At 31.3% G+C, this 463-nt stretch carries 1 protein-coding gene; it reads right to left on the bottom strand.

The features are described 5' to 3' along the window. A partial coding sequence (locus Q0954_RS34450; RefSeq protein WP_299466754.1) for an Arm DNA-binding domain-containing protein occupies positions 1–208 on the bottom strand: 208 nt, incomplete at its 3' end. Positions 209–463: the final 255 nt, after the last annotated feature.

Here is a 463-nt window from a genome sequence, read left to right on the forward strand (position 1 = left end):
TAATAAATTCACTAGTACCTTTAATAAACATTTGATCGCCGTTTTTTTCCAGCTTGACCACTGGGGGTAGCCATCTATCCATAGGTGTTTTAACCTCAGTTTGAAAATCGATCCTTTTTCCTTGGTGAGCAATTCGACAGAAAACTGGTGTTTCACCTTTTTTGTTTGTCTTATCTTTTCTTAATAAAAAACTTATCGTAAACGCCATAATTTTAGTAAGTTTGATGCTTCAATAATGAGTTACCATTCTAGTCATATAAAGTAAAATAAACCATTAGGCAGGTGTTATACCATATAATGACTACTTTAGGTTACCAAAATCATAAAATACTAATTGGTACCTTAAAAGGTGTACTTGATGTTGCGTAAAAATGCATATAATTGCAGAGACATCAAAATTAAAAACACTGAAAATCAGTTAGTAATGACGTATTGCGGTATAAATACTCAAATGGTAAATGTT

The sequence above is a fragment of the uncultured Microscilla sp. genome, from assembly GCF_947493425.1.
Lineage (GTDB): Bacteria > Bacteroidota > Bacteroidia > Cytophagales > Microscillaceae > Microscilla.